This is a genomic window from Erythrobacter epiphyticus (genome assembly GCF_034653295.1).
Taxonomy (GTDB): domain Bacteria; phylum Pseudomonadota; class Alphaproteobacteria; order Sphingomonadales; family Sphingomonadaceae; genus Erythrobacter.
The window spans coordinates 89,617-110,623 of sequence record NZ_JAYEEU010000009.1 but is presented as its reverse complement, the minus strand read 5'-3'; the positions used below and the strand labels follow the sequence as shown (position 1 = coordinate 110,623).

Here is a 21,007-nt window from a genome sequence, read left to right as displayed (position 1 = left end):
TGCCGGACGTTTTCGGTATCGCCTGCAGGGGTGGTTTTTCCCGCTTATAACAGTGTCTCAATTGTCTCCATCACAGCTTGTGGCGCGCAAAAATGAACGAACAACACCCGGCCGGCCTCACGCATCTCGATTCTGAAGGCGCGGCCCGCATGGTCGATGTTGGCGGCAAGCCGGCAACGGCGCGGCGCGCTGTCGCAAGCGGCATCATCACCATGTCTCCCGAAGCGCTCGCGGCTATCCGGGCGGGCGATGCGCCCAAGGGTGATGTGCTCGGCACGGCGCGGCTGGCGGGGATCATGGCCGCCAAGCGCACCGGCGACGTGATCCCGCTGTGCCATCCGCTCGGGCTCGAAGCCGTAAGCGTCGATTTCGCTTTCGAGGATACCGCAATCCGCGTGACCGCCACCGCCTCGCTCACCGGCAAGACCGGGGTGGAGATGGAAGCCATGGTGGCGGCCAGTGTGGCCTTGCTGACGATCTACGACATGGCCAAGGCGATCGATAAGGGCATGGTCATCGCCGAAGTCCGCCTGATCGCGAAGTCGGGCGGAAAGTCGGGCGACTGGAAAGCCCCTGCGGGATGAGCGCGGCGCTCAGTCTGGAGGAGGCGCAAGCGCGGCTGCTTGCGCTGGCGCCTGCCCTTGCGCCGGAGGCTTGCGCGGTGGAGCAAGCGCTCGGGCGGTATCTCGCCGCCGATCTGTCCGCCGCGCGCACCCAACCCCCGGCTGACCTTTCGGCGATGGATGGCTATGCCCTGGGCGGGCAGGGCCCGTGGCAGCGCATGGGCGAAAGCCGCGCGGGCGCGCCCTTTGCTGGTTCTCTCTCCACAGGCCAATGCGTGCGCATCTCCACCGGCGCGCATCTGCCGCACGGGGCTGATCGGGTGTTGCTGCAAGAAGACGCCCACCTCGCCGGTGATACAATCAGCACCGATCAGGACCCAGCAGCAGGAAGCCATGTCAGGGCGCGCGGGTTTGACTTTCGCGAAGGGGATCGCCTGCTCGTGCGCGGGACGGCCATGACCCCGGCCCGCATCGCGTTGGTTCTGGCGGCGGGGCATGGCCAAGTTTCCGTGGCGCGCCCGGCGCGGATTGCGATCCTCGATACGGGGGATGAACTGGCTTCCGATCCGGCGCACTGCGCGCCCCACCAGATACCCGCCAGCAACGGCGGCATGCTGGCCGCCATGCTGGCGCCGCTCGGCTGCGAGGTTATCCGGCTTGGCCCCATCGGGGATGATCATGCCGCGCTGGCCGCAGCCCTTTCACAGGCCGAAAGCGCCGACATCCTCATCACCTCGGGCGGCGCATCGGTAGGCGATCACGATCTCGTGCAGGACGCGCTCACCCGCTGGGGCGCGCAGATCGCCTTCTGGCGGATCGCCATCAAGCCCGGCAAGCCGATGATGGTGGCGACCCGCGGCGCGCAAGTGGTGCTCGGCCTGCCCGGCAACCCGGTATCGTGTTTTGTGACGGCCTTCCTGTTTGCACTTCCGCTGGTGCGCGCGGCGATGGGCGCAGCCGCGCCCCTGCCCAGGCGTCATGCGCTGGTGGCAGGCGAGGCTTTGCCTGCCGTGGGCAAGCGGCGCGAATTCCTGCGTGCGGTGCTGGGCCCTGATGGCGCGCGGCTCAGCGGATCGCAGGACTCCAGCGCGCTGGCCTCGCTCGCCGCTGCGGACTGCCTGATTGATCGGCCTGCCGACAGCCCTGCCCTGCCCGCAGGCAGCACGATCACGGGCTTCCTTCTCCATAATGGCTGAATTGCGCCACTTTCCCATGTGGGCGCGCTTGACTCGGGTGTCGGAGTTGCCTAATTGTTCTGCATCCGTTCACCTTATTGGCGGATGGAACGTGCGCTGATCGCACCCGTGGACGGATCGTTCCGGGTGCCTTGGCAAGCACGCGAGCGATTATCATGAGCCGCTTCTTGGGAAGAGGCTTGTGGGTGCGACCACGGGAGATGTCTCAATGCTGACGGCCAAGCAGCACGAATTGATCCGCTTCATCCAGCAACGGCTTGAAGAAACCGGCGTCTCGCCGAGTTTCGAGGAAATGAAGGAAGCGCTCGATCTCAAGAGCAAATCGGGTGTCCATCGCCTGATCTCCGCGCTGGAAGAACGCGGCTTTATTCGCCGCCTGCCCAATCGGGCGCGTGCGCTCGAAGTCATCCGCCAGCCTGAGGATGCGACCCCGGCACCGCGCCCTGCGCTGCGGCTTGCGGCGGATAATGCGCCTGCGCCTGCGGCACCCAAGCTGCGCGAGGCAGCGAATGATGTGATTGATATCCCCCTGCACGGGCGGATTGCAGCGGGCGCCCCGATCGAAGCGCTCGAAGGCCAGACGTCGCTTCCCGTACCGGCCGCGCTGCTCGGTCCGGGAGAGCACTATGCGCTCGAGGTATCGGGGGATTCGATGGTCGAAGCCGGGATCTTCGATGGCGATTTCGCGCTGGTCCGGCGCACCAGCACCGCGCGCGAGGGCGAGATTGTCGTCGCGCTGGTGCGGGGCGAGGAAGCGACGCTCAAATATCTGCGCAAGGAAGCGGGCAAGGTGCGGCTCGATCCGGCCAATGCCATGTATGATCCGCAATATTATGAACCGCACGAGGTTGAGGTTCAGGGCAAGCTCGCCGGGCTTCTGCGGCGCTATCGGTGATCGGGATTGCGCTGCGTCTTCGGCCTTTCGCGGGATTGAAGGCGCGGCGCAACTTCTCGGTGCGCTTGCCACCAGCCATGCGCGCCCTGATCCTCGGCAACGCTGCGGATGCGCGCGCGTTCAAGATAAATCGCAAGCCCGCCCGTCTGATCAAGCATCCGGCGATCCGCCTTCAGCCAGTGCGGCCGGCAGGAATAGGGCAGGTAACGCTCCGCAATCACGATGTCGCTGCGCATGCAGGCGGCGGCGAGTGCCCGCTCTTCGATACGGATCCCGTTGCGCGCCATCAGCACGCGCCATTCCCGCCCGGCGCGGGCGATGGTCATCAGGCAAAATGCTTCCGAGCATTGCGCACCGGGCCAGTGGGTGATGGGCACCAGCTCACCGGCATGGCCCGCCAGCTCGATCAGATTGTCGCGGGTGTAATCTGATCGGCTGTCGCGCAAAGAGAGCAAACGGCGCGTGCCGCTGTCCATCACCACGAGCCCGACCTGCCGACCATCGCGGCTGACAAGGATATCGGGGACAGGGGTGGCAGCGATCATCGCCAGCGCCAGCAGGATCGGGGCGAAGCCAAGCAGACGCACACGCCCCTGCCACAAGGCAAGCCAGAGCGCGCCGATGGCGAACACACCCATGGTCGCACGGCTGATCTGCGGCATCAGCGTGACCGAACCGGGCAGCGCCGCCGTGGCATGCGCAAGCGCGAGCAGCCAATCCAGGGCAAGCTGGACGAGCCACCACACTGGCCCGCCCCAGCCCACCAGATCAAGCAGCAATGCGAGCGCGATCAGCGGCATCGCCACGAAAGTCACCAGCGGGATCGCCAGGAGATTGGCAAAGGCTCCGTAAAGCCCCGCGCGATGAAAATGGAAGAGCACGATCGGCATCAGGGCCAGTTCGATCACGAGCCCGGTCGCAAAAAGCAGCACGGCCTTGCGCCCCAAGCGCCAAAGGGCGGCCTCATCACGCGGGGCGAGGAAGGCCCGCACCGGCGCGCACGCCGACAGCGCGACAATCGCCACCACCGCAGCAAAGCTCATCTGGAAGCTTGGCCCGATAGCGCTCTCCGGCCAGAGCAGCAGCACGAAGCCTGCTGCAATTGCCACCATCCGCAGCGACAGGGCGTCCCGCCCCAGCGCCAGCGCCATCAGCACCAGCATCGCCGCCGCACAGGCCCGCACGGTTGGCACCTCGGCGCCGGTAAGCAAGGTGTAGCCCAGCCCCGCCAAGGCGCCGCAGCCCGCTGCCACCACCGGCAAGCACAGCCGCAAGGCAAGGGTCGTCGACAGCGCCAGCAACCGGATCGCCAAAGCATAGGCCGCCGCCACTACCGCGCTTACATGCAGCCCGCTGATCGAAAGCAGATGAGTCAGCCCCGCATCGCGCATCGCCGCTTCATCACGCGCATCGATCGCACCGCGATCACCGCTGGCAAAGGCTGCCGCAATCGCACCGGCGGAACCTGCGACGCGCGCCCGGACATGGGCGGCGAGCGCCCGTTGCATTGCGGGAAGACCACTATCGCGCGGGGCGGCGGTGATGATCTGTACCTCACCCAGCGCGCTCCCGGTTGCTGCGAGGCCCTTGAACCAGGCAGCCCGCGCAAAATCATAGGAACCCGGCAACATCGGCGGCGCGGGTGGCATGAGGCGCGCGCGCAAGCGGATCACCGCGCCCTCGGCCACGGCATCACGCGCTGCGGCAAGCTGATCAGCCGGCACATTGACCCTGATCTTGATCGCGGCACCGGTGTCAGCATCGCGCACCGCCAGCGTCAGGCGCGAGCGCGCTTCAGCGGGCTGATCCTCGCGCTCCAGCACATAGCCATCAACCTGCATGATCATGGGGCGCGCAATCGGGACTGCACCCACCAGCTCGGACCGCGCCCAGATCACAGCCACCCCGGCGCTGAACACGAGGCCGCAAGCGATGGCGGCCTGCCGCAGATGGCTGCGGCTCGCCTCCGCCGCGCTGCCAAAGGGCCACAGCAGCATTGCCCCCAGCGCGAGCAGGGCGCCGCCGGCTATCGCCGCCCACCATTGCCACGGGCTTGCCAGCATGAACCAGGCGAAGATCCCCGCCATGAACATGACCGCGAGCCACGGCGCCTTGTCAAACCCGGCCTTGCTGAGGAAATCCTCCACGGCGCCCGCCGCAGCCGGGCCCATCGCACCGAGCGATGCCCTGCTGGACAATCGCCCCCCACTTTGCCAAGGGGCAGCGCGATGCAGCGCGGCCTCCGGGCGTTCGTCGCCCTCGCCTGCCATCGGAATGATCGGTGCGTCACGCATCGGCCACTCCCTCGCTCGGCCCAGTGTGAACTAACCCGCTCGATAGAAACAGGAATTCCTGCCATATGGCAAGTGCAAGCAACGCAGATCACGTTCCGGTGACCCGCAAGGTCGTGACTCGTTTTGCGCCCTCGCCGACCGGCTTTCTCCATATTGGCGGCGCCCGCACCGCGCTGTTCAACTGGCTCTATGCCCGCCACCATGGTGGCACGTATCTGCTGCGCATCGAGGATACCGACCGCGCCCGTTCCACCGAACCCGCGATTGCCGCGATTTTTGACGGGCTCGCGTGGCTCGGCCTGCAAGGGGACGAGCCACCGGTTTTCCAGTTTGCCCGCTCCGAACGTCATGCCGCGGTCGCGCACCAACTGCTCGAAGCCGGCCATGCCTATCGCTGCTATCTGACGCAGGACGAGCTCGCTGCGCGGCGCGAACGCGCACAGGCCGAACGGCGCGCGTTCCGGATCGACAGCGAATGGCGCGATGCCACGCCCGATCAATGGCCCGAAGGCCAAGCCTATGTGGTGCGCATCAAGGCCCCCCGCAGCGGTGAAACCACGATTGCCGATGCCGTGCAGGGTGCCATCACCGTGCAGAACGCCGAGCTGGATGATTTTGTCATCCTGCGCTCGGACGGCACCCCGACCTACATGCTCGCAGTGGTGGTCGACGATCACGATATGGGCGTGACCCACGTGATCCGCGGCGATGATCACCTCAACAACGCCTTTCGCCAGCTGGTGGTGATCCGCGCAATGGATGCCATCGAAGGCGGCTGGCCCGATCCGGTCTATGCCCATATCCCGCTGATCCACGGGGCCGATGGCGCCAAGCTGTCCAAGCGGCACGGCGCGCTTGGTGTCGATAGCTATCGTGACGAGATGGGCATTCTGCCCGAAGCGCTGTTCAATTACCTGCTGCGTCTTGGCTGGGGCCATGGCGATCGCGAGGAGATCACCCGCGAGGAAGCGATCACGCTGTTCGATCTTGCTGGCGTCGGCAAAAGCCCGTCGCGCTTTGACCTGAAAAAGCTCGAAAATCTCAACGGGCACTATCTGCGGGCGGCCGATGATGCGCGCCTGGCGGGGCTTGTGGCTGAACGGATGGGCCATGATCCCGATCTTGCGCTGTTGGCAGAGGCCATGCCGGTGCTTAAACCGCGCGCGAAGAACCTCAATGAACTGGTTGAAAGTGCTGCCTTTCTCTTTGCAACGCGCCCGCTTGCCATGACCGAGAAAGCCGCCGAATTGCTCACCGATGAGGCGCGTGCAACATTGCGCGCAATTTACACAGCGCTCGCAGCGCAAAACGACTGGACAAGCGAGACGCTCGAAGCCACTACCAAATCGCTCGCCGAGGAACTGGGATTGGGCCTTGGCAAGCTTGCGCAACCCATGCGCGCGGCGCTGACGGGGACGACAACCTCGCCCGGCATCTTCGATGTTCTGGTCCTTCTCGGACGGGATGAAGCTCTGGCCCGGATCGACGCGCAGGCTGCGTAAGCTGCGACCATAACTTGGACAGGAGACACACCTTGGCAGACAAGCTTGCGAAACTCGAAATCGGCGGCCAGTCTTACGAATACCCGGTGATCGGGGGCAGCACCGGCCCCGACGTGATCGACATTCGCAAGCTTTATGCGCAAACGGGTGCCTTCACCTTCGATCCCGGCTTCACCTCAACCGCAAGCTGCGAAAGCGCACTCACCTATATTGATGGCGATGAAGGCGTGCTGCTGCACCGCGGCTATCCGATTGGCCAGCTCGCCGAACATTCGAGCTTCATGGAAGTCTCCTACCTGCTGCTCAATGGCGAATTGCCGAGCAAGGACGAGCTCGACGACTTCACCTACACCATCACCCGTCACACCATGCTGCACGAACAGCTGATGACATTCTACCGGGGCTTCCGCCGCGATGCGCACCCGATGGCGATCATGTGCGGTGTGGTGGGCGCGCTCTCGGCGTTCTATCACGACAGCACCGACATTTCCGATCCCGAACACCGCAAGATCAGTTCGCACCGCCTGATCGCGAAGATGCCGACGATTGCCGCGATGGCTTACAAGTATTCGATCGGTCAGCCGTTCATGTATCCGGACAATTCGCTGTCCTACACCGGCAATTTCCTGCGCATGACCTTTGGCGTTCCGGCCGAGGAATATGAAGTGATCCCGGCGGTGGAACGCGCAATGGATCGCATCTTCATCCTGCACGCTGATCACGAACAGAACGCCTCGACTTCGACCGTGCGCCTCGCCGGCTCATCAGGGGCAAACCCGTTTGCCTGCATCGCGGCCGGGATCGCCTGCCTGTGGGGTCCGGCGCATGGCGGGGCCAACGAAGCCGCGCTCAACATGCTCAAGGAAATCGGCACGCCCGACAAGATCAAGCACTATATCGAGCGCGCCAAGGACAAGAATGATCCGTTCCGTCTGATGGGCTTCGGCCACCGCGTCTACAAGAACTACGATCCGCGCGCGACGGTAATGCAGAAGACGGTGCGCGAGGTGTTTAACGCGCTCAAGGTCAATGATCCGCTGTTCGAGACCGCGCTCCAGCTCGAAGAAATCGCGCTCAACGATGATTACTTCATCGAGAAGAAGCTGTTCCCGAATGTCGATTTCTACTCGGGCATCATCCTCTCGGCGATCGGCTTCCCGACCACGATGTTCACCGCGCTCTTCGCGCTGGCCCGCACCGTGGGCTGGGTGGCGCAGTGGAATGAGATGATTTCCGATCCCGGCCAGAAGATCGGCCGTCCGCGCCAGCTCTATACCGGCCCGACGCAGCGCGATTACGTGCCGCTGGACAACCGCTGAACCGGGACGAGCGGCAAGCCATCGCGATGATCAAGCTTGCCCTCACCTTCCTTGGCGGCCTGCTGATGGCCTTCGGCGCCCTGTGGGCGCTGCAAGGTCTCGGCATTATCGCTTGGCCACCGCAAAGCGCCATGCTCGCCCAGCGCGAGTGGGCGCTTTACGGCGCCATTGCAGCCACTATCGGGTTGGTGATCCTGTGGTTGGCGAGCCGGATCGGCCGCACCCGGTAATCAGTCCGCGCGCGGCAATTCGAGCATGAACGAGGCGCCTTCGCCCTCGCGGCTGATCACTGACAAATCGCCGCCCATCGCACGGGCAAGCAAGCGGGCGATGTAGAGCCCGAGGCCCGATCCCTTGTCGCTGCCGCCGGCGCTGTCGCGGCCGAGCCGTTCGAACTTCTCGAAGATCCTGAGCACTTGCTCGGCGCTGATCCCCGGCCCTTCATCCCGCACGACAACGGCAACCCGCCCGTTCTCGGTCGTCACAGCGCTGATCCACACCGCGCTGCCTTCGGGCGAATAGGCAATCGCATTGCTGACAAGATTGATGAGGATTTGCAGCACCCGGCGGAACTCGGCCCGCGCCAGCACTGTGCCATCCGCGCCGGCCACATGCAGCGCGATGCGCCGATCATGGGCTCGCACGCCGAGAATGCCGACCGCCTTGCGCGCCGCATCGACCAGATCGACCTCTTCGGCGAGCGTTGTGAACCCCGGCGCTTCGACCACTTCGAGATCGGCGAGATCATCCAGCAGGCCCGCGAGGTGCTGCGCGGCATTCGCGATTGTCGCAGCGTAATGGCAATAATCCTGATGGAGTGGCCCCGCGAGCCGTGCACGGATCGTCTCGGCATTGGCGGCAATGCGCGCCAGCGGCTGGCGCAAAGCCGGGGTGAGCGTGCGGGCAAAGAGACGGCTGTCTTCGCGCGTTGCGGACGCAGGCGGCGTTGCCTCCTCCGCCAGCGATTCGTCAGCAATCAATAGCAACTCGAAGCCAAGCGGTTCGCGCCCGCCGCCATATTCGGCAATCGGCATCAAGCGCGCGCGCCAGTTGCGCGCCGAACCCGGCACTTCGCACGCGGCGCCATCAAGCAGCCGCCAATGCAACGGGCGGCGGTGGGCAATATCAGGCAGCGCGATCAGATCGCTCCACAAGGCACCCGGCTGCGCGGCCAGCGCGTCGGCGAGGCCTGCACCATCCGCGCTCAGCACACCAATAGTCTGGACATGCTGGCGTGCATCAAGCCGCAGCGTGATCTCGGCGCTCGCACGGTCGATGGCATCGAGATAATGGGCCAACGCATGGCTGCTGGCGAAAGCGGCCGGGCTGCGCTGCCAGCTTTCAACGAGCAATTCGCAGCCGCCCCCGGCCTCGATCCCGCGCGGATTGATCCGCACGAAGCCGCTGATCATATCCTCGCCATCGAAGGCCGAGAATGCCCGCGCAATCCGTAGTCCGATGGCGCGGGCGTGCTGCACCTGTTCGAGCAATTCGGGAATGGCGAGCGTGCCCGGCAGCGATCCGCCACAGCGCTCCTGCAACAGGGCCAGCGGCGTATCCGCAATCAGCAGCCGATCCCGCTCATCGGTCAGGCCGCGAGCGGCGGCGAAGCTTTCGGCCTGCTCCATCACCTAGCCACGCTCCAGCGCGATCGCATCAAGCTCGCCAAGACGCGCGCGGGCCTGCTGCGGCGTGATCTCAGCGATGTCCGCCAGCCACCCGCCCGGTGCCGCGATCAGCAGCATCTGGCGTTCGATCCCCGCAAGATCGAGCCCCGCAGCGCGCAGGCCCAGCGCCAGTCTCGGCGATTGTTGTTCGTGGCAGGCGTGAATGGCACCGGCGCGCTCCATGCCGGCCAGCGCGGCGAGCCCTTGGGCAAAGAGTGCAAGGCCCGCCCGGTCAAAAGCGAGGCACGCCACCACCGCACGGCGCATCGCGACGACGAGGCGTTCGAGCAACGCCAGACGGGTCGCCGCCTCGTCATAGCTCGCCATCAGCGCAGCCAGGCCTGCGGCGCTGCCGGGCTGGTCGCGGTTCGCGCCGATCTGCAAGGCTGTCCGGAACAGATCGGCGGGCAGTTCCGCAAGCGGCAATTCCATGCGCCGTTGGCTTTGCATGAACCGCGTCTGCGCCGCGAGCACGTTCATCGAGAGCTCGGCCACGGCCTGATCATCCGATGCGATCAGCTCTTGCAGCAGCGGGCTCAGCACCGGATCGAGCGAGAGCCGCTGTTCGAAACGCTCCGCCAACTGGCTCTCGAGCGCCAGCGTGTGAATATGCGCCAGCAACGCCTCATGCACCCCGAGCTGCACCACCAGCGCATCGATCTCGGTCGCCGCGTGATCACTCACCGCGGCCGGGCCGCGGCCACCGGCATGAAGCTGTGTCGCCAGATCGCGCAGCATCCCACGCACCCGCGCGACAACAGCTTCGCTCACCAGCGAGGGCCCATCGTTGGCCAGCAAATGGCGCAGCACCGGCAAGGTCGCAACCGCCGCACGCTGGCTACGGGCAAGCTCCGCCGCGAGCAAATGCCCGGGACGAAGATGCGCAGCGTGATCGGCAGAAAAGGTGCCCATAAAATCGCTTATAGGCCGTGATCGTTAATTCCGCCCCAAGAGATTCAAATTCAGTCTCATTACGGGAAGGGTCTTTCAGCTTTCATGAACAAACACTGCGCCAGCGCACCCAGCGCCAGCAGCGCGGTGGCCTCTGCCAGAAGGCCAAACCCGGCGGCGAGCGCGAGCACAGCAAGCTGCGCTGTGCGATCCCGCCAACAGGCTTTCACACCGGGTGGCGCCGCCTGTTCGGCCAGACGAATCGTGCCAATCGCCAGCAGGCCAAGCGCTGCGATCGGCCCCAGCCCCAGCGTCGCCGCCAGCACAGTAGCGGCGAGGACATCGCGTCCCGGCTCGCGCAGGTGGGTGAATGCCGCAGGCAGCTCCCGATCCAGCAGGCTTTGCCGGATCCGGGCAAGGTTCCCCGCCATATCGAAAGCAAGGCTGCCCAGCACCGCGGCAATCACGGCGGCAAGCGGCCAGCCCCACAACGCGCAGCCAAGCGCGATCAGCAAAAGCGCAAGACCGCCGATAGTGGCGCCCGGCGCGGCAATTTGCAGCCGCAGCACACCCATCCGCGCCGCCAGCACCGCCGCAAGCGCAAGCCCCGGTGCGTTCCACACTGCGGGCTGGCGGTGCTGCGCGATCAAGGCGTGTTCTTGGGCCGTGATCGCTGCGCTATCGCGCGCCCAGAACCAATCGCGCGGCGCGCGCTCGGAGGGCGACAGCACATGGCACGGGGTCCCGGCTTGCAGCGCCATGCGCAGCAGCAGCGAGATCGCGTTGCTTTCGGGCGCGAAGGCATCGAGGTTCTGCGCCGGAGCCGCGCGCATCAGCGCAACCCCCGCCCAGCACCGCGCGGCATCAATGCGCTCGCAATCGGCGGGAAAGGCCGTCGCTTGCGGATCATCATCGGGCAAACAAAGCACGATCTTGCGCAGCGGCTTGGCAGTCCCTTGCGGGGCCAGCAGCGGGGTCAGCAGCGCGCGATCGGGCACCAGCCCATCGCCCAGCATCAGCAATTCATCTTCGGCATGGAGCACCGCAGCCAGATCGGCAAAGCGGGCAAGGCGCTGGAAGGCGAGCCCCTTGGCTTTGCAGGCCTCTTCGAGAGCGACAACCGCCGCGCTCTTGCGCGCGGCCAGCACGATTATCCGCTGGCAGCCCAAGGCCTCGGCAACACCGGCCTGCCACGCCAGCACGCTGCGTTCCGCCAGCATGAGATCGGCGCGCAGGGCACCTTCATCGGTCGCCAGAAGGGCAGACAGCAAACCCGTGCGCATCAAATTCCCTTTGCCCGCCAAACCACTCCGCTGGGGTCAGAGCCTGTCGCATGACTATGCCACAGCACGGCTGGCGGGCAAGCCTGCGCATGCCGCAAGGGGTGTTGGCGGAATGGAACTGAAAAGGCTGCTCAGCGGGTGAAGCGGGCGAGAATGGCTTCGATCTGGCGGATCACCGCCGGTTCGCCCGGCGCGCTTGTCAGGGCGTTTTCCGCCGCAGCCATCAATTCATCGGCGTTGAAACTGGCTGCAAGGCCTTTCAACCGCATCGCAGCGACAGTCCAGTTGCCGTCGCATCTTGCACGGGTCAACAGATCGAGTTGGCGCCGCGCGCTCTCGACAAAGGCCGCGCGCAATTCATGCAGCAGGGCTGCATCGTCCCCGGCTGCTGCCGCGATTGTCGCATCGAGTGCACCATTATCAAAAGCCATGGCCCGCTTGTGCGAGAGTTTGGGTTAAAGAAGGGTTTATCCGTGCCCTTGGTGTGGTAGGATGGCGCATGGCAGAGAGGCACAGATTTCGCGCGTTGGACACCACCGCAGGTGGGGTCACGGATGGTCGGCAGGATGACACATCGTTGCTGCTTGATGAAGCCAGCATGCTGGCCGAGCCGGACATGATGGCGACCGCGCAGGATGATCCCGAAGCAGAAACGCGCGCCAGCACCCGCCTTGGGCCGCTGGTTCTGGCGATTCTGGCTGTCGCGGGCTGGAGCGGATTTTATCTGTGGGCGGTGCGCGGCGCCCTGCCCGTTACCCCGCGTGTTGGCGCTGGTCTGATCGCCGAATGGGCGATCCCGGTGCTGCTGATCGGCATCGTGTGGCTGATCGGGATGCGCCATTCGCGCGCCGAAGCGGGACGCTTTGCCGACAGCGCGGCCCTGCTGCGCCGTGAAAGCGCCTTGCTTGAAGAGCGGCTTACCATCGTCAACCGCGAGCTTAGCCTCGCACGCGAATTCCTTGGCACCCAATCGCGCGAACTCGAATCGCTGGGTCGTATCGCGGCTGAACGGATTTCCCAGCACGCGACCGAACTGCAAAGCCTGATCCGCCACAACGGCGCCGAAGTGAGCGCGATTGCCACCACCTCGGAAAGCGCGCTCAGCAATATGAACTTGCTGCGCGACAATCTGCCGGTGGTGACCAATTCCGCGCGCGATGCCACCAACCAGATCGGCAATGCCGGGCGCACCGCGCAGGAACAGGTGGATCGGCTGATCGCCGCATTCGAGCGGTTGAACCAGTTTGGGACCGCCACCACTGCACAGGTCAAAACCCTTGAAGGACGGATCGGCACCACGCTTGGCACCTTCGAGGAACAGGTTGGCCGGATCGAAACGCTGGTGTCCGATCGCTTTGCCGCGCTGCAAAGCCAGGTGACGAGCAGCCGCACCGAGATTGCGACACTCGAAGCCGAAGCGCTGGCCGCGCTCGAGACGCGCCTTGCCGAATTGCAAAGCGCCGCCGCGCACTATGATGCCGCGCTCGCCCAGCGTGCAGGCGCGTTTGAAGAACAGATCGAACAGCGTCAGGCCGCGTTTGAAACGCGCGAGGCACAGGCCAGCGAAGTGCTTGCCCAGCGGCTTGCCGAACTTGATGATGCGCTCGCACAGCGGCGCGAAGCCCAGCTTGCCGAAACCGGCAAGCTGGTCAGCCACGGTGCCGAGTTGTCGGCGCAGCTTGATGCGCTCAACGCCATGATCGGCCGTATCCAGCAGGCGAGCATCACCGCCCGTGACGAGTTGGGCCAAGGCCTTGGTGCCTTTGGCGAGCAATTGGCGGCCAAACAGGCGGCGGTCGACGAGACCCGCAACGCACTTACCGGTTTGACCGAAGCCAGCATCCGCATGCTCGAAATCATCCAGTCAGGCGCGCGCTTTGTCCGCGAGGATCTGGCCGGGAGCATTGCCGAAGCTTCCGGCACTATCGCCGAAGCCAGCACCAAGGCGTCGGCAACGCAGGGGCTGATGCTGCAAAGCGCCGCCGAGGGCGCAAGGCTTTCCGACTATCTGGTGACGACCCGGGGCGAAGTCGCGGCCACCGATGCCGCCATCCGCGAACTCGAAGCGGGCTTTGCCGCGCTCAATGATGATGCACTGGCGCGCCTGCAAGGCCTGCGCGGCGGCTTTGCCCGCCTCGCCGAAGAAAGCGGGGCGTTGACGCAAGAGAGCCAGGACGCGCTGCGCAAGGCGCTGGGCGACATCGAAGCCACGCTGGCACAAAGTCTTGCCAAGCTTGACGAGGCGGCGCGCAGCCAACTTCCCGCGCTGGCAGAGACGATGGCAAGCGATACGGTCGCCGCGCTCGAACGCAGCCTGCGCCATGAAGCCGCCGCGACAATCGGCAAGCTCGAACAATCCGCCGCCCATGCATCGGGCGTCGGGCGTGAAGCCGTGGTGCAGCTGCGCGATCAGCTTGCGCTAGTGAACGAATTGACGGGCAATCTTGAACAGCGGGTCGCGCGCGCACGCGAACTGGCCGAAGAACAGGTCAATAATGATTTCGCCCGGCGCATGGCGCTGATCACCGATAGCCTCAACTCTGCTGCCATCGACATTACCGGCGCCCTTTCCACCGAAGTCTCCGACACCGCATGGGAGGCCTATCTCAAGGGGGATCGCGGCATCTTCACGCGCCGCGCCGTGCGCCTGATCGACAGCGGAACTTCACGCGAGATTGTCGATCTCTACCAGCGGGATGAGGCATTCCGCGCCCATGTCAGCCGCTACATCCATGATTTCGAAGCCATGCTGCGCACGCTGCTATCCGCACGCGGCGGCAACGTGATGAGCGTGACGATGCTGGGATCGGATATGGGCAAGCTTTACGTGGCGCTGGCGCAGGCGATCCAGCGGCTGCGCGCCTAGTCGTTCAAGACGGAGGGCGGCTTGGGCAGGAAATCAAGATCCGCCATCGTCACCCAGCCCTGCTCATAATTGACGACGAACAGCGTGGTCAGCACGGCGGCGACCACAGTTGCGCGCGCGGCCAGACGGCGCGGGTTGAAATTGACGGGCGCGGATTCGGCCTGGCCCGGCACCAGCGGCTCACCCGCTTCTTCAGCGGTGCGCACACCGAAGGGCAGCATCAGAAACGCGCTGAACACCCAGAACAGGAAATAGATCGCGAGGATCGAGGTGATCTGCATCAGGCGGTGGCCCCGTGCGCTTGCGGCATCAGCACGCGCACTTGCGGGCGCTTGCCCGACCAGCGCTGCGCCGCGCGCCGCGTGGCAAGGCGGGCCGCTTCGTGCACCGCGGCGGGATCGCGCGCCGCTGCGCCCTTCAATTGCTGGAGCGCGACGAGAATATCGCTCTGCGCTTCGGCGATGAAATCGGGCATGTCTTCATCGAGCGGCAGGCCAATCGCTTCGATCAGCGGCGGCGCGCCCTTGGTCAGCACCACCACGATCACCCCTTCCCCGGCGATCCGGCGGCGCATGGTGATCGCCTCGCCATTGGCCGGGGCGATGATATCGCCATCAAGCACCAGACGGCCGGCGCGCACCTGCGCAAGCACGCCCGGTTCCCCGGGCGCAAGCCGCACCAGATCGCCATTGGCCTGCACCACCGATTTCGGAATGCCGCACTCCTTGCCCACCCGTGCCTGTTCGCGCATGTGCCGCATCTCGCCATGCACCGGCACGAGGATTTCAGGGCGCAGCCAGCCATAAAGCGCTTCGAGCTCGGGCCGGCCGGGATGGCCTGAAACATGGATGAAGGCTTGCCGGTCGGTCACCATCGTGATCCCGCGCGCGGCGAGCTGGTTCTGGATCCGGCCAATCGCAATTTCATTGCCGGGGATCTGGCGCGAGGAAAACAGCACCACATCGCCCGCGACCAGTTCGATCGGGTGGTTCTTTTCCGCAATGCGGGCCAGCGCCGCGCGCGGTTCGCCCTGCCCGCCGGTGGCGATGATCAGAACCTCGCCGCGCGGCAGCCGCATCGCGGTGTCAAAGTCCACCGGCTGCGGGAAATCGGCGAGATAGCCATTATCCTGCGCCACATCGATGATCCGATCGAGCGAACGGCCTGCGACACAGATCTGACGCCCGGTCTCGCGCGCGATATCGCCCAAGGTCTGAAGCCGCGCGACATTGCTGGCAAAGGTGGTAACGACCACCCGCTTGCCGGTGTGACGGGCGATCTCTTCCATCATCGCGCGATAGACCGCACCTTCGGAGCCCGAGGGTTTGGGATTGAACACATTGGTGGAATCGCACACCAGTGCGAGCACGCCTTCATCGCCGATGGCGCGCAGGTCTTCCTCGGTGGTCGGCTCGCCGATGATCGGTTCTTCATCGAGCTTCCAATCGCCGGTGTGGAAGATCCGCCCGTATGGCGTGTCAATCAGCAACGCATTGCCTTCGGCGATGGAGTGGGCCAGCGGGAGGTAGGTCACGGTAAAGGGGCCAAGCGCAATCTGGCCGTGATCCTCTTCGATGATGTTGAGTTCAACCTTGCCGAGCAGCCCGGCTTCCTCAAGCTTGCGCGCCACCAGATCAGCGGTGAACGGCGTCGCATAGAGCGGCACGCCCAGCTCGCCCGCGAAGTATGGCACCGCTCCGATGTGATCTTCGTGCGCGTGGGTCAGCACAATACCAATCAGATCATCGGCGCGTTCCTCGATGAAGTCGAGATCGGCAAACACCAGATCAACGCCGGGATATTCATTGCCCGAAAAGGTCATGCCCAGATCGACCATCAGCCATTTGCCCTGACAGCCATAGAGATTGACATTCATCCCAATCTCGCCCGAGCCGCCGAGTGCCAGAAACAGCAATTCGTCTTCGGGGGTAAAGTCTTTTTTCAATTCGGTTCCCGTTCGTAAATCCGGATCAGGCCAAAGCCTGCCGCGCCAGAATGGCGAGCCCATCAAGGGTCAGGTCTGCATCGACATGGTCGAAGATTTCGGTGGCATCATCAAACAGGATCGCCAAACCGCCGGTCGCCACCACCTTGGCGGGACGGCCGATTTCCGCCTGCATCCGTGCGATCAATCCTTCCATCATAGCGACATAGCCCCAGAACACCCCGATCAGCATCTGATCTTCGGTGTTGCGCCCGATCACGCTGCGGCTTTCGGGCGCGCGGATCGCGATGCGGGGAAGCTTGGCCGTCTTGCCCACCAACGCATCGAGCGACAGGTTGATCCCCGGCGCGATCGATCCGCCTTTGTAGGCGCCGGTGAAGTCGACCATTTCGAACTTGGTGGCGGTGCCGAAATCGACCACGATCAGATCCCCACCATATTTGTGATGCGCGGCAAGGATGTTGAGCGCGCGGTCGGCGCCGAGCGAAGAAGGCTGATCGACATCAAGCGCAAAGGGCCAAGCCGCCTTGCCCTGCCCGGCAAAAACCGGGGTGATGCCGAAATATTTCTGGCACAGCACAGTCAGGTTATGATCGGCCCGCGGCACCACCGAGGCGACAATCACATGCGCGATCTCGCTGCGATCCACGCCTTCGATCTTGAGCAGCTGGAGCAACCACACCGCATATTCATCCCCCGTCCGGCGCGGATCGGTGGCGATGCGCCAGCGCGCCCGCGTGGTATGCGTGCCGTCCGGGTTCAGATCGAACAGCGCAAAGACCACATTGGTGTTTCCGACATCAGCGCCGAGCAACATGGGGTTAGCCTTTCTTCAAACCAGATCGCCTGCGCGAATGACACGTTCTGTCCCGTCCGCCAAGCGCAGCCGCAAGGCGCCATCGGATTCTTCGAGCCCGGCGAAGGTGCCCGACAGTCTGACGCCTTCCGCATCATGGACTGTCAGCGCCGATCCCTGGCTGTGGATCGAGGCGTTGAGAAAGGCGCGCAAAGTGGCCGCAAGACCGAAGCTGCGCCAATCGGCGAGCCGTGTCGCAAAATGGCGGGCAAGGCTTGCGACAAAGGTTGCAAGCTGCGGTTCCACGCCATGATCGGCAAGAGCCGCCGTCTTGCGGTCGGGCAATTGCGGCGCGCGGGCAAGGTTCACCCCGATGCCCACCACCACATGACCGCGCACCATCTCGAGCAGGATGCCCGAAAGCTTGCCCCCGTCGAGCAGCACATCATTGGGCCATTTGAGCGCGAGCGCCTCGTCGCTGCCCAAAGCCTCGGCAGCCGCGTCGCGCACAGCGAGCGCGGCAACAAAGCTGAGCGAGGCCGGTGGCGGCGCAAGATCGGACAGCTGCACCGCGCATGATCCCATGAAATTGCCCGCGCCATCAAACCAGGTGCGGCCTTGCCTGCCGCGCCCCGCGGTCTGGCGCCGAGCGACCAGCCACTCGCCCTCGCGCACCGGCTCTCCCGCGCGCAAGGCGGCCGCGAGATCGGCGTTGGTCGAGCCGGTCTCCTCGATCAGCCGGAAAGCCCCCGAGGCGATGGTCACACCGCGAGGAACAGCGCGCCGGCCGCCTTTGCGGCAAGATCGGTCAGCGACGGCGTCAGCAGATAGCCGAGCGGCGAGATGATCAGCGCGGTGAGCGCCAGCAGCGCCCAATGCGCCGCGCCGCTCTTACCGGTCACGACACCGGCAGGCTCATCAAAGAACATCACCTTGACGAACTTGATGTAGTAGAAGGCCCCGATGACGCTGGCAGCAATGGCAATCGCGCCAAAGGCCACCAATCCGGCCTCAACCGTCGCCTGGAAGATCACGAACTTGCTGTAGAAGCCGAGCAGCGGCGGAATCCCGGCAAGGCTGAACATGAACAGCAAGAGCGCCCAGGCAATCGCCGGCTGTGTCAGCGAAAGCCCGCGAATATCCGCGAAGGTTTCAAACAGCGCGCCATCCTCGCCGCGCAGCATCAGCAGGGCAACAAAGCTGCCCACGCTCATCGCGACATAGATGAACAGATAGACGAGCATTGCCGCGGCGCCTGCCTCGTTGGCCACGGCAAGGCCGAGCAGGATGAAGCCGATATTGTTGATCGAGGAATAGGCCAGCAGGCGCTTGAGATTTTCCTGCCCGATCGCGCCGAGCGCGCCGAACACGATCGAGGCCAGCGCCGCAAACATCACAATCTGCTGCCATGCGAGAACTTGCCCGCCGAACACCTCGAACACCACCCGCGCGGTGAGCGCAACGCCAGCGACCTTGGGCGCGGTGGCGAAGAACGCCGTAACCGGGGTTGGCGCACCTTCATAGACATCGGGCGTCCACATATGGAACGGCACCGCCGAAATCTTGAAGGCGAGCCCCGCCATCACAAAGATGAGACCGAACATCGCGCCCAGTTCCAACTCGCCTTCGAGCCCGGCGCGCACGCCAGTGAAGCTAGTGCTGCCGGTGAAGCCGTAAAGCAGGCTCATCCCGTACAGGATGATCCCCGAAGCGAGCGCGCCCAACACGAAATACTTGAGGCCCGCTTCGCCCGAACGCAGATCGCGGCGCAGGATCGCCGCGAGCACATAGGCAGTAAGACTGTTGAGTTCGAGCCCGAGATAAAGGCTCATGAAATCGCTCGCCGAAACCATGACGCTCATGCCGACACAGGCGAACACCACCAGGATCGGATATTCGGCGCGCAGGCCCCGCTCGGTCCCGGCCGCCGCGCTGTTGAAGAAGGCCGGCGCAATGATCAGGGCCGCAATCGCGGCAAGATAGATCAGCGCCTTGGCAAATAGCGCAAAGCTGTCGATCCGCAGCAGGCCGCCAAAGGCAAGGGTTTCCGGCCCGTCAGTGCCGAAATGCAGCCCCGGCACCAGCATGAACCCGGCCGCAAACAGCGCGGCGACCGCAAGAATGCTGACAAGCCGCGCGGCCTTGTCGCCGCTGAAAGCCGCCACCATCAACAGCGCAAGGCCCGCGCCCGTCAGCAGCAATTCAGGCGCGATCAGCGCAAAGGAATGGGCGAAGTCCATTAGTGTGCGCCCTCCTCATGAGACGCGGTATGCTCAAGGGCGTTGGCGGCGTGTTCGCGCGGCGTGCCCATCACAGGGTTGCTGTCGCTTGCCGGGGCGGCGGTTGCGATACGCGCATCAAGCGCGGCGATATCGGCGCGCATCGGCGCAAGAAAGCTTTCGGGATAGACGCCCATCCACAGCACCACCGCGGCGATCGGCACCATCATGGCCCATTCGCGCGGCCTGATATCCTTCATCGCAGCAGCATCGGCGTTCTTCTGACCGCCGAAAGCAACGCGGCGATAGAGGTAAAGCATGTAGGCCGCGCCCAGAATGATCCCGGTGGTCGACACCAGCGCCACCAGCGTCGAGGTCTGATAAATGCCCGCAAGCGAGAGGAACTCACCGACAAAGCCGCTCGTCCCCGGCAGGCCAATGCTCGCCATGGTGAAAAGCAGGAAGAACAGCGCGTAATGGGGCATGTTGATGGCAAGGCCGCCGTAGCGGGCGATTTCGCGGGTGTGGAGGCGATCATAGATCACGCCCACGCACAGGAACAACGCACCCGAAACGAGGCCGTGGCTGAGCATGACGATCATCGCGCCCTCAAGCCCCTGCACATTGAAGGCAAACAGGCCGACGGTGACAATCGCCATGTGCGCGACAGAGGAATAAGCGATCAGCTTCTTCATATCGGCCTGCACCAGCGCGACCAGCGAGGTGTAGACCACGGCAATCATCGACAGCGTGAAGACCAGCCATGCAAACTGCGCCGATGCTTCGGGGAACATCGGGAGGCTGAAGCGGATGAAGCCATAGCCGCCCAGCTTCAGCAACACGCCCGCGAGGATCACGGAACCCGCCGTCGGCGCCTGCACGTGGGCATCGGGGAGCCAGGTGTGGAGCGGCCACATCGGCACCTTCACCGCGAAGCTGGCGAAGAACGCGAGCCACAGCCATGTCTGCGCGGCAGGCGGGAAATCATACTGCATCAGCGTCGGGATGTCGGAGGTGCCGGCCTCGGCCACCATCCAGAACATCGCGATCAGCATCAGCACCGAGCCGATCAGGGTGTAGAGGAAGAATTTGTAGCTCGCATAGATGCGGTTATCGCCGCCCCACACCCCGATGATCAGATACATCGGGATCAGGCCCGCTTCGAAAAAGACGTAGAACAGGAAAATGTCCTGCGCGGCGAAGGTGCCGATCATCAGCACTTCCATGAACAGGAAGGCCGCCATGTATTCGCCCACGCGCTTGGTGATCGCTTCCCAGCTTGCAAGGATGCAGATCGGCATCAGGAACACGCTCAGCATGATCAGCAGCAGCGCAATGCCATCAATCCCGAGCGCATAGCTGAAGCCCGCGAACAGCTCGGCGCGTTCGGTGAACTGCCACTGCGCACCGCCAATGTCGTAATTCGACCACAGCACCAGCCCGAGCGCGAAGGTAACCAGCGTCGCACCCAAAGCCGTCCACCGCGCCAGCGCAGCAGGAGAAAACAGGCAGATGGCCGCGCCTGCCATGGGCACGAGCATCATAGTTGAAAGAATGGGAAGGCCTTCCAT

General features: G+C 64.5%; 18 protein-coding genes. 7 read left to right on the top strand and 11 right to left on the bottom strand.

What is annotated here, in order from left to right:
• The first annotated feature begins 92 nt into the window (after window positions 1–92).
• From moaC to lexA, 3 genes are all read left to right on the top strand, one after another.
• On the top strand, window positions 93–584 hold the full coding sequence (gene moaC, locus SOQ14_RS11400; protein WP_322898242.1) for a cyclic pyranopterin monophosphate synthase MoaC: 492 nt from the start codon (window positions 93–95) through the stop codon (window positions 582–584).
• Window positions 581–1,759: a molybdopterin molybdotransferase MoeA gene (locus SOQ14_RS11395; protein WP_322898241.1), complete on the top strand. Its 1,179-nt coding sequence runs from the start codon at window positions 581–583 to the stop codon at window positions 1,757–1,759. Before moaC ends, SOQ14_RS11395 begins: the two co-directional genes overlap by 4 nt.
• Window positions 1,760–1,967: 208 nt before the next feature.
• The gene (lexA, locus tag SOQ14_RS11390) at window positions 1,968–2,654 is read left to right on the top strand and encodes a transcriptional repressor LexA (RefSeq protein ID WP_322898240.1); all 687 of its coding nucleotides are present in this window, start codon (window positions 1,968–1,970) and stop codon (window positions 2,652–2,654) included.
• On the opposite strand, the gene SOQ14_RS11385 is transcribed toward lexA, so the two are convergent.
• Entirely contained in the window at window positions 2,645–4,948 is a 2,304-nt protein-coding gene (locus SOQ14_RS11385) for a ComEC/Rec2 family competence protein (RefSeq protein WP_322898239.1), read from the bottom strand. The genes lexA and SOQ14_RS11385 overlap by 10 nt on opposite strands.
• Window positions 4,949–5,013: 65 nt before the next feature.
• On the opposite strand from SOQ14_RS11385, the gene gltX reads away from it, so the two are divergent.
• The 3 genes from gltX to SOQ14_RS11370 are packed head-to-tail and all read left to right on the top strand — an operon-like array spanning window position 5,014 to window position 7,999.
• Entirely contained in the window at window positions 5,014–6,450 is a 1,437-nt protein-coding gene (gltX, locus tag SOQ14_RS11380; protein WP_322898238.1) for a glutamate--tRNA ligase, read from the top strand.
• 32 nt (window positions 6,451–6,482) lie between these two features.
• Entirely contained in the window at window positions 6,483–7,769 is a 1,287-nt protein-coding gene (locus SOQ14_RS11375) for a citrate synthase (RefSeq protein ID WP_322898237.1), read from the top strand.
• Window positions 7,770–7,795: 26 nt separating this feature from the next.
• Entirely contained in the window at window positions 7,796–7,999 is a 204-nt protein-coding gene (locus SOQ14_RS11370) for a hypothetical protein (RefSeq protein WP_322898236.1), read from the top strand.
• On the opposite strand, the gene SOQ14_RS11365 is transcribed toward SOQ14_RS11370, so the two are convergent.
• From SOQ14_RS11365 to SOQ14_RS11350, 4 genes are all read right to left on the bottom strand, one after another.
• The gene (locus tag SOQ14_RS11365) at window positions 8,000–9,397 is read right to left on the bottom strand and encodes a sensor histidine kinase (protein WP_322898235.1); all 1,398 of its coding nucleotides are present in this window, start codon (window positions 9,395–9,397) and stop codon (window positions 8,000–8,002) included.
• 3 nt (window positions 9,398–9,400) lie between these two features.
• Window positions 9,401–10,348: a hypothetical protein gene (locus SOQ14_RS11360; protein ID WP_322898234.1), complete on the bottom strand. Its 948-nt coding sequence runs from the start codon at window positions 10,346–10,348 to the stop codon at window positions 9,401–9,403.
• A 59-nt stretch (window positions 10,349–10,407) separates the two neighbouring features.
• Entirely contained in the window at window positions 10,408–11,610 is a 1,203-nt protein-coding gene (locus SOQ14_RS11355) for a hypothetical protein (protein WP_322898233.1), read from the bottom strand.
• Between the two features lie 131 nt (window positions 11,611–11,741).
• Window positions 11,742–12,041: an Hpt domain-containing protein gene (locus SOQ14_RS11350; RefSeq protein ID WP_322898232.1), complete on the bottom strand. Its 300-nt coding sequence runs from the start codon at window positions 12,039–12,041 to the stop codon at window positions 11,742–11,744.
• A 95-nt stretch (window positions 12,042–12,136) separates the two neighbouring features.
• Between SOQ14_RS11350 and SOQ14_RS11345 the strand changes: the two genes are divergently transcribed.
• A complete protein-coding gene (locus tag SOQ14_RS11345) occupies window positions 12,137–14,476 on the top strand; it encodes a coiled-coil domain-containing protein (RefSeq protein WP_322898231.1) in 2,340 nt (779 codons plus the stop codon).
• On the opposite strand, the gene SOQ14_RS11340 is transcribed toward SOQ14_RS11345, so the two are convergent.
• Genes SOQ14_RS11340 through SOQ14_RS11315 form a run of 6 tightly spaced genes read right to left on the bottom strand, consistent with a single transcriptional unit; the run spans window position 14,473 to window position 21,007 of the window.
• On the bottom strand, window positions 14,473–14,757 hold the full coding sequence (locus SOQ14_RS11340; RefSeq protein ID WP_322898230.1) for a DUF1467 family protein: 285 nt from the start codon (window positions 14,755–14,757) through the stop codon (window positions 14,473–14,475). The two genes, SOQ14_RS11345 and SOQ14_RS11340, sit on opposite strands and share 4 nt — an antisense overlap.
• Window positions 14,757–16,421 (bottom strand): ribonuclease J, encoded by a 1,665-nt coding sequence (locus SOQ14_RS11335; protein WP_322898229.1) that lies wholly within the window; start codon window positions 16,419–16,421, stop codon window positions 14,757–14,759. The genes SOQ14_RS11340 and SOQ14_RS11335 overlap by 1 nt, the downstream gene beginning before the upstream one ends.
• A 25-nt stretch (window positions 16,422–16,446) precedes the next feature.
• Complete coding sequence (locus SOQ14_RS11330) at window positions 16,447–17,238, bottom strand: type III pantothenate kinase (protein ID WP_322898228.1); 792 nt, start codon at window positions 17,236–17,238, stop codon at window positions 16,447–16,449.
• A 15-nt stretch (window positions 17,239–17,253) separates the two neighbouring features.
• Window positions 17,254–17,982: a biotin--[acetyl-CoA-carboxylase] ligase gene (locus SOQ14_RS11325; protein WP_322898227.1), complete on the bottom strand. Its 729-nt coding sequence runs from the start codon at window positions 17,980–17,982 to the stop codon at window positions 17,254–17,256.
• Window positions 17,979–19,457 carry an NADH-quinone oxidoreductase subunit NuoN gene (gene nuoN / locus SOQ14_RS11320; protein ID WP_322898226.1) on the bottom strand — a complete coding sequence of 493 codons (1,479 nt, stop codon included), beginning with the start codon at window positions 19,455–19,457 and terminating at the stop codon, window positions 17,979–17,981. Before nuoN ends, SOQ14_RS11325 begins: the two co-directional genes overlap by 4 nt.
• Window positions 19,457–21,007, bottom strand: coding sequence for an NADH-quinone oxidoreductase subunit M (locus tag SOQ14_RS11315; protein ID WP_322898225.1), 1,551 nt, complete (start codon window positions 21,005–21,007; stop codon window positions 19,457–19,459). Before SOQ14_RS11315 ends, nuoN begins: the two co-directional genes overlap by 1 nt.

Bases quoted from the DNA above. Each gene is read 5' to 3' on its own strand.
- SOQ14_RS11370 (WP_322898236.1), top strand. From the start codon at position 7,796: ATGATCAAGCTTGCCCTCACCTTCCTTGGCGGCCTGCTGATGGCCTTC.
- SOQ14_RS11360 (WP_322898234.1), bottom strand. From the start codon at position 10,348: ATGGGCACCTTTTCTGCCGATCACGCTGCGCATCTTCGTCCCGGGCAT.
- SOQ14_RS11395 (WP_322898241.1), top strand. From the start codon at position 581: ATGAGCGCGGCGCTCAGTCTGGAGGAGGCGCAAGCGCGGCTGCTTGCG.
- gltX (WP_322898238.1), top strand. From the start codon at position 5,014: ATGGCAAGTGCAAGCAACGCAGATCACGTTCCGGTGACCCGCAAGGTC.
- nuoN (WP_322898226.1), bottom strand. From the start codon at position 19,457: ATGGACTTCGCCCATTCCTTTGCGCTGATCGCGCCTGAATTGCTGCTG.
- SOQ14_RS11340 (WP_322898230.1), bottom strand. From the start codon at position 14,757: ATGCAGATCACCTCGATCCTCGCGATCTATTTCCTGTTCTGGGTGTTC.
- lexA (WP_322898240.1), top strand. From the start codon at position 1,968: ATGCTGACGGCCAAGCAGCACGAATTGATCCGCTTCATCCAGCAACGG.
- SOQ14_RS11315 (WP_322898225.1), bottom strand. From the start codon at position 21,007: ATGGAAGGCCTTCCCATTCTTTCAACTATGATGCTCGTGCCCATGGCA.
- SOQ14_RS11365 (WP_322898235.1), bottom strand. From the start codon at position 9,397: ATGGAGCAGGCCGAAAGCTTCGCCGCCGCTCGCGGCCTGACCGATGAG.
- SOQ14_RS11355 (WP_322898233.1), bottom strand. From the start codon at position 11,610: ATGCGCACGGGTTTGCTGTCTGCCCTTCTGGCGACCGATGAAGGTGCC.
- SOQ14_RS11330 (WP_322898228.1), bottom strand. From the start codon at position 17,238: ATGTTGCTCGGCGCTGATGTCGGAAACACCAATGTGGTCTTTGCGCTG.
- SOQ14_RS11385 (WP_322898239.1), bottom strand. From the start codon at position 4,948: ATGCGTGACGCACCGATCATTCCGATGGCAGGCGAGGGCGACGAACGC.
- SOQ14_RS11350 (WP_322898232.1), bottom strand. From the start codon at position 12,041: ATGGCTTTTGATAATGGTGCACTCGATGCGACAATCGCGGCAGCAGCC.
- moaC (WP_322898242.1), top strand. From the start codon at position 93: ATGAACGAACAACACCCGGCCGGCCTCACGCATCTCGATTCTGAAGGC.